This is a genomic window from Vibrio sp. 1069 (assembly GCF_033340555.1).
Genome location: NZ_JAWOWP010000830.1, coordinates 1 through 542, shown reverse-complemented (window position 1 = coordinate 542; position 542 = coordinate 1). Strand labels below are relative to the sequence as shown.

Here is a 542-nt window from a genome sequence, read left to right as displayed (position 1 = left end):
CTCGCGTTGAGACAAACTGCTGGTTGGTTCATCAAACGCGATAATCTGAGCATTGCGGCTTAGTGCTTTGGCAATTTCCACCATTTGCCACTGGCCGATAGAAAACTCTTTAAGTGGGCGAGAAGGATCAAAATCCTCCCCCAAACGTTTTAGCTGTTCTCGCGCTCGAGCGTTCAATGTTTCCACATCTACACTGCCACCTTTTGTTGGCAACTGACCTAGGTAGATGTTTTCTGCCACACTAAGCTCAGGTACCAAGTTCAGCTCTTGGTAAATAATGGCGATACCTTGCTCAAGCGCATCAGTCGCTGAGTTGAACACCAAAGCTTTACCATCGACGACCAACTCGCCTTCAGTAGGTTGGTGTAAGCCACTGAGAGTTTTAAGCAACGTTGATTTACCTGCACCGTTTTCACCCATTAGCGCATGAATGCTGCCTTTGTTGGCGCGAAAACTAATGTTGCTCAATGCCTTAACTCCTGGGAAATGCTTCGATATGTTGCAAAACTCAAGGTAAGAAGGGGAATTTATCATGATCATTC

General features: G+C 46.1%; 1 protein-coding gene. It reads right to left on the bottom strand.

Annotation, left to right across the window (positions count from 1 at the left end):
* A partial coding sequence (locus R7040_RS29305) for an ATP-binding cassette domain-containing protein (RefSeq protein WP_318098025.1) occupies nucleotides 1-534 on the bottom strand: 534 nt, incomplete at its 3' end.
* Between the last annotated feature and the right edge of the window lie 8 nt (nucleotides 535-542).